Here is a 6,244-nt window from a genome sequence, read left to right as displayed (position 1 = left end):
GGGGCGGGTGGCGGGCGCCGGTCAGTCGAGTTCGAAGGTCCTGCGCTCGGTCACCTGGTCGATGTCGGAGGTCCGCACGGTCACGGCGGCCTCCCAGGCGCCGGGCAGGGGGAGCTGGAGCCCGGAGGCGGACCAGCGGCCCTCGCCGGTCCGCTCCAGGGTGACGGTCAGCGGGCCGACGCCCCGGGCGGGGAGGGTGAAGGCGACCCGTACCTCCGGCGCGTCCAGGGGCTCGCCGCCGGCGGTGGTGGTGCGCACCAGCAGGGAGTTGCCGCCGCTCCTGCCCGGGTCCAGCAGGAGCCGGGCCCGGCCCGCGCCGTCCGGGCCGCCGGTGTCGAAGGGGACGGTGACGACCAGTGGCCCGCCGCGTTCGGAGCCGGACCCGCCCTGCCCCTGCTCGGCGGCCCCGGACGCCGTACCACCGGACGACGCCTCGGACGCCACGGCGGTACGGGCGGGCTCGGCCGCGGTGAGCAGGGTCGTCACGGCGAGGACGGCCGCCGCGACGGCCGCCTCGGCGAGCACCGAGCGCCGCAGCCCGGCACGTGCCGGGTCGGCGTCGCGCTCCCGCCTGCGGCGCGCGGTCTCGACCGCGGCGCGCTGGCGGGCGAGCTGCGCGGCGCGCTCGGGGGTGACGTCCGGGCCCGGTTCGGGGGCGGACACCGGCTCGGGGACGGACACCGGCTCGGTGACGGGTTCCGTTTCGGGGACGGGCTGCTCCCCGGGCGCGTCCGCCAGCGCGGCGGTGTGGAGGCGGGAGAACCGGGCGACCCCGAGCAGCAGCGCCACCAGCGCGATCTTGACCAGCAGCAGCCGCCCGTACGAGGTGGAGGTCAGCGCCTCCCAGCCGCCGACCTGCCGCCAGGACTGGTAGAGGCCGGTGGCGGCGAGGACGGCCACGCAGGCCGGCGCGGTCCGCGAGAAGCGGCGCACCGCCTCCCCGTCCACCGCGGGCCCCCACCGCAGCGCGGCGAGCAGCGCCGCCAGACCGCCCAGCCAGACGGCGACGGCGAGCAGGTGGACGATGTCGGCCGGTACCGCCACGGCGGTCTGGGGGCCGGTCGAGGCGTGCTCGGCCGCGGCCCAGGTCGCGGCGAGCCCCACGGCGACGGCCGCGCCGCCCGCCGGCAGTCCGATGACCAGGCCCCGCCGGTCGCGCCGGTCGCCGCGGTCGCCCCCGGCCGGCTCCCCGCCGCTTCGCCGGGCGTACGCCCCGAACAGCAGCGAGACGAACAGCCCCGCCGCCGCGAGCAGCAGCAGCCGGGACACCAGCGCCGTACCCGTCCTGGTCTCCAGCACCGTGCGCAGCGCGCCCGTGTCGAGCATGTCGCCCGGTCCGCCCGCGCCGGTGTACGGGACGCGCAGCAGCAGCGCCGCGACGGTGGCGGCGGTCAGCGTGACCCAGCCGCCCACCACCAGGCGCCGCACCGCCCGCGCCCGGGCGGCGGCGGGCAGGCAGCCGAGGACGAAGGCCGCCCCGCCGACGAGCAGTACGAAGCCGGTGTAGGCGGCGTAGCGGGCGATGTCGTGGAGCACGCCGACCGTGCCGCCGCCCGGTTCCTCCTCCGGCACGGCGGCGGAGGTCTGCGAGGGGGCGCCGACGGAGAAGGTGAAGGCGCCGGAGATGGGGTGGCTGTCGGCCGAGACCGCCTTCCAGACGACGGTGTAGGTGCCGTCGGGCAGCCCGTCGCGCAGCCCGGTGCCGTGGCGGACCTCGCCGCCGCCGGAGAGGTCCCGCACCCGGCCGGTGTCCGCGCGCCCGCCGTCGGGCGCCAGGACGCGGATGGCGCCGTCCGCCAGGGACACGCTCTCGGAGAAGGTGAGCGTCACCTGCCGGGGGGCTTCGTCCACCACCGCTCCCCGCGCCGGGTCGCTGCCGGTCAGCGTGGCGTGCGCGGCGGCCGGCGCGGCGCCGCCGAGCAGCAGCGCCGACAGCACGCCGAGCAGACCGAGCACACCGAGCAGGCCGGACAGCCTGTGCGGGCCGGGCCGGACGGCCGGCCGTGGCAGGGCGCGGGGGGCGGTGGTGGTCATGACGGGGGTACCTGCCTCACTCTTCGGAGTGCTCGGTGTGCCCGGGGGCGTCGGGGACGTGGTTGACCGCCTCGACCGGGACCTCGACGGTGATCGGGTCGGACTTCTCGAAGCGCAGCTCCACCGAGACCTCCTCGCCCTCGGCGGGCTTGTGCTCCAGGTCCATGAACATCAGGTGGTTGCCGCCCCGGCTGAGCTCCAGAGTGCCGTTGGCGGGCACGGTCAGGGAGTCCACCCGCCGCATCCGCCCGCCGGCGGTCTCGTGGATCTGCACGTCGTCGGAGATGTCGCTGGCGGCCGAGACGAGCCGGTCGGCGGTGTCGCCGTCGTTGCGGACGACCAGGAAGCCGCCCGCCCGGTCGGCGGTGACCGGCTCGGGCACGTAGGCGCCCTCCACGCTCAGCTCCGGGCCCGGGGAGCCGCCGCAGGCGGCGGTGCCCGCGATGAGCAGCGCGGCGGCCAGGGCGAGCCCGGGGGCGCGGCGGACGGGACGGCGGTTCAGGGGGCTCCGGTGGTCCCGGAGGTTCCGGCGGTTCACGGCAGCTTCCCCTGGGCGAGCGCGGGCAGGTCCTTCTCGTAGGTCTCGACGGGCACGTCCTCGGTGTAGAGGACGTGCGCCCGGTCGTCCTTCGGCAGGAAGGCCAGGACCTGGGTGCCGTGGGAGGAGACGATGTCGCCGTTCTCGTCCTCGGCCGGCGGCTCCAGGGAGATGCCCAGGGACCGGGCGCCGGCCTGGATCTTGTCGAAGTCGCCGGTGAGCCCGATGAAGTCGGGGTCCTGGGCGCGCAGCCACTCGCCGAGCGACTCGGGGGTGTCGCGCTCGGGGTCGGAGGTGACGAAGACGACCCGCAGCTTCTCCTGCTCGGCCTCGGGCAGCTTGGACTTGGCGACGGCGATGTTGCTCATCGTCAGGGGGCACACGTCGGGGCAGTGGGTGTAGCCGAAGTAGATCAGGGTCGGGTGGCCCTCGGTCTCCTCGACCAGGTCGTAGGTCTCGCCGTCGGTGTCGGTGAGGACCAGCTCCGGCTTGTCGAAGGGGTTGTCCAGGACGACGCCCTGCTTGGGGCCGGTTCCCGCGTCGGCGGAGGCCGGGGCGTTGCCGGAGGTACCGGTGCCGTCGTCGCCGGAGGCGCCGCAGGCGGCGGTGCCCGTGGTGAGCAGCACGGCGGCCAGGGCGAGCCCGAGGGCGCGGCGGGTGCGCCGGGGGTGGCGGCGCGGAACGGAGTGCATGAGGGTTCTTTCTTCCTTGCGGTCTGCGGTGGTGCCTGCGGTGGTGCCTGCGGTGGCGGGCCGTGGCCGCGGGCCCGGAGGGGCCGCCGGTGCGGGCGGCCCCTCCGGACGCGGCCGGGCGTCAGGAGGTGGGGCGGCGGCGTCCGGCCAGGACGCCGAAGGCGACGCCGGCGGCTCCGACGGCGATGCCGGTGACGGCGAGGACGCGGGCGGTGGTGTCGGAGGAGTCCGACGCGCCGCCCGCCTCGCCCTGGGCCGCGGTCTCGGTGGCGGTCTCGGTGGTGGTCTCGTCACCGGCGTCCGTGTCGCCGCCGTGGCCGCCCTCGGCAGGCGGGACGAGGTTCAGCACGGGCGCCGGGTGCTCCGGCTCCTCGCCTCCCTCTCCCTCGGCGGGCGGCTCCTCGATCCAGCGCACGACCTCGTCGTTGCTGTACGTCTGGACGGCCTTGAGGACGAGCCGGTCGGCGTCCTCGGGGAGCTTCCCGACGGAGACGGGGAACTGCTGGAAGGTGCCCGGCTCGATGCCGCCGCCGGTCTCCGTCCAGGTGATCTTGGAGGGGACCTCGGTGAGCTTCCGGCCGTGTGCCTCCACGGGCTCGGCCGGCTCGGTCTTCGTCACCTTCACCTCCCAGCCCGGTACCGGCTGGGGCATCACCGAGGCGAGCGGGTGGTCGGCGGGGAAGGTGACCTCCACCTTGACGGTGGAGGCGTTGTCCCGCTCGTTGGGGACCTTGACGTCGATCGTCGTGTAGCCGCCCTGCTCGGCCTCGCCGGGGTTGACGGAGATGTGGGCGGCGGCCGGTCCGGCGGCGGCGAGGGCCAGGGCGGCCGCGACGGCGCCGGCCGCGGCGAGACGGCGGACGGACGGCACGGCGGTGGACGGCTTGGTGACCGGTGTCTGGGACTGCATGCTGAAGGACACTCCTCATCGGGCACGGGACGCTCTCCGGCCGCGACCGCACTTGGGTCGGGGAGGCGCGCTGCGCCTCCCGGCCGGACGAGCTCGGGCATGGTGCGCGGCGGCAGGCGCAACCCACCCGTGCTCGGGAGAGCGGGGGAGCGTGCGCTTCAGGCCGCGAGGGTCAGATCCCGCGCGGCGGCGGGCGGCCCGCGCCTGATCACCGAGTGCGCCGGCAGCAGGGACGCGGGCGGCACCGGGCCGCGGGCCGCGTCGGCGCGCGGGGCGCGCACCGGCACGGCGTCCTCGGGCAGCAGCCCGCGCAGCAGGGCGCGTACGCGGCGCAGCGCGGTGCGCAGGGCGCGTACGAGCAGCCCGCAGAGTCCGCCGGTGAACCCGTCGAGCCCGTCGGCGAAGTGGGCCGACAGCCTCACCAGCCGCCACAGCGCGGCGTCGCCGCGGCGCAGCAGCCAGCCCATGGCGAGCGCGGCCAGCAGGTGGCCGAGCAGCATGGGGGCGGAGAGCAGCGACAGGGCGGAGTGCACGGCGTACCGCAGGCAGTCGGCGGCACCGCCGACCACCGTGCCGGCCGTCGCACCGGCCACCGTGTCGGCGGCGCCCGCCGCGGTGTGCCCCGCGGCGGCGTGGCCGCCGGGGAGGGCGCCGGAGAGTCCGGCGTCGGCGACGATGCGTCGGGCCTCGGCCTCGCTCAGGGCGGCGGCGGCCCGGTCGTTGCACAGCAGCCGCCCGGCCAGCGCGAGCACCCCGCCGTCGCCCCGGTCCGGGGCGGCCGGGGCCGTGTGCGCGGCCTGACCGCAGGAGAAGAGGAAGTGCAGGGCGATCTGCCCCAGGGCCAGCAGCGCCGCGATGCCCGGCAGCGAGCGCTCGCGTCCGGCCAGCGGCACGGCGGTGGCGAGCACGGCCGCGAAGCCGGCCAGGAGCGCCCACACCGGCAGGGGCTGCCCGGCGGCGGACACGTGACCGGCCGCGGACAGCGTGACGCAGACCGCGGCGAACACCGCGGCCCGCAGCAGTCGCAGGTCGGCGGCGGCACGCGCGACAGGGGCTCTCATGGCCGGGCCATCATCTCATCACCCGTTCGGCGGCGACACGGGGCACCCTCCCAACGCGGTTGACAACCGGACGAGGGGATCACCTCGTACATTTTCCGTACATTGCGGAACTCATCGGGTCCGCCGAATGAGGGGTAGCGCGCCGCCGCCGTGCTTACCGCCGCCGCCCCGGGCAATACGTATGCGTATGTCGAGCCGCAGCCAGGAGGCTGAGCATGAGCATCTGGTGGTCTCTCCACTTGCGGCGTGAGGCTGCGAGCGTCCCGCTCGCCCGGCGGCTCCTGCTCGGGGCGATGGAGACGGCCGGGGTCGATCCCGACGTCTCCTACGACCTGTCGATCGCGCTCTCGGAGGCCTGTGCGAACGCGGTCGAGCACGGCGGTCCCGGAGACGGGGGGTCGGCGGGCGCCGGTGAGTACCACGTGACGGCGTACATCGATGACGACATGTGCCGCATCGAGGTGACCGATCACGGACCGGGCTTCGTGGACGGGTACCGCAGCGCGCCCCGCGCCGAGCCCGCCGACACGGCGGTCGGTACGGCAGCCGGCACGGCCGCCGACGCCGTCGGGACGAACACCGCGGCGGACCTCGACACGGCGACCGCCTTCGGGCCCCTGTTCGCCAGGAGCGCGGGCCCGGCCCGCGACGGGTTCCGCGAGGAGGCCCGCGACGGGGTCCACACCGACGAGCACGGCCGGGGCCTGTTCCTGATCGAGGCCCTCGCCGACCACGTCGACTTCCGCAACCGTCCGGGGGACGGCGCCATGGTCTGCTTCGACAAGCTCCTCAAGTGGCGGAAGGACTCGCTGCTGAGGGCGTCCTGAGCGGCGGCCCCGCGCACCGTGGCGGGGTTCCGGCGGCGGCACTACCGTTACCGCCGGAAACCCCCACGGTTGAAGGGAACTCCCATGGGACACCCCCTCTCGACGCGCCTCTTACGAGTCCTGCGAGGGCCGGCGGCCCTCCTGCTGACAGCCGGCCTGCTGGCGACCGCCACCACCCCCGC

Annotated in this window: 6 protein-coding genes; 1 reads left to right on the top strand and 5 read right to left on the bottom strand. The window is 76.2% G+C overall.

Features of this window, described 5'->3' with window-relative positions; translation table 11 throughout:
- Positions 1-21: 21 nt before the first annotated feature.
- The 5 genes from L7D48_RS24060 to L7D48_RS24040 all read right to left on the bottom strand — a co-directional run bounded on the left by L7D48_RS24060 (position 22) and on the right by L7D48_RS24040 (position 5,235).
- Positions 22-2,034, bottom strand: coding sequence for a copper resistance protein CopC (locus tag L7D48_RS24060; RefSeq protein ID WP_237882402.1), 2,013 nt, complete (start codon positions 2,032-2,034; stop codon positions 22-24).
- 16 nt (positions 2,035-2,050) lie between these two features.
- The gene (locus L7D48_RS24055) at positions 2,051-2,572 is read right to left on the bottom strand and encodes a copper chaperone PCu(A)C (protein WP_374493548.1); all 522 of its coding nucleotides are present in this window, start codon (positions 2,570-2,572) and stop codon (positions 2,051-2,053) included.
- Positions 2,569-3,264 (bottom strand): SCO family protein, encoded by a 696-nt coding sequence (locus L7D48_RS24050; RefSeq protein ID WP_237882400.1) that lies wholly within the window; start codon positions 3,262-3,264, stop codon positions 2,569-2,571. The genes L7D48_RS24055 and L7D48_RS24050 overlap by 4 nt, the downstream gene beginning before the upstream one ends.
- 121 nt (positions 3,265-3,385) lie before the next feature.
- Positions 3,386-4,174, bottom strand: a complete 789-nt coding sequence (locus L7D48_RS24045) for a YcnI family protein (protein ID WP_237882398.1) — start codon at positions 4,172-4,174, stop codon at positions 3,386-3,388.
- A gap of 158 nt (positions 4,175-4,332) precedes the next feature.
- Positions 4,333-5,235, bottom strand: a complete 903-nt coding sequence (locus tag L7D48_RS24040) for a hypothetical protein (RefSeq protein WP_237882396.1) — start codon at positions 5,233-5,235, stop codon at positions 4,333-4,335.
- Positions 5,236-5,450: 215 nt separating this feature from the next.
- Here L7D48_RS24040 and L7D48_RS24035 point away from each other — a divergent pair, with 215 nt between their 5' ends.
- Entirely contained in the window at positions 5,451-6,062 is a 612-nt protein-coding gene (locus L7D48_RS24035; protein WP_237882394.1) for an ATP-binding protein, read from the top strand.
- Positions 6,063-6,244: the final 182 nt, after the last annotated feature.

Origin of the sequence: Streptomyces sp. ICN903, from assembly GCF_022015835.1 — a bacterium.
Taxonomy (GTDB): Bacteria; Actinomycetota; Actinomycetes; order Streptomycetales; family Streptomycetaceae; genus Streptomyces; species Streptomyces fenghuangensis.
The sequence above is the reverse complement of the archived record's forward strand: the minus strand, read 5'-3'. Positions and strand labels throughout refer to the sequence as shown.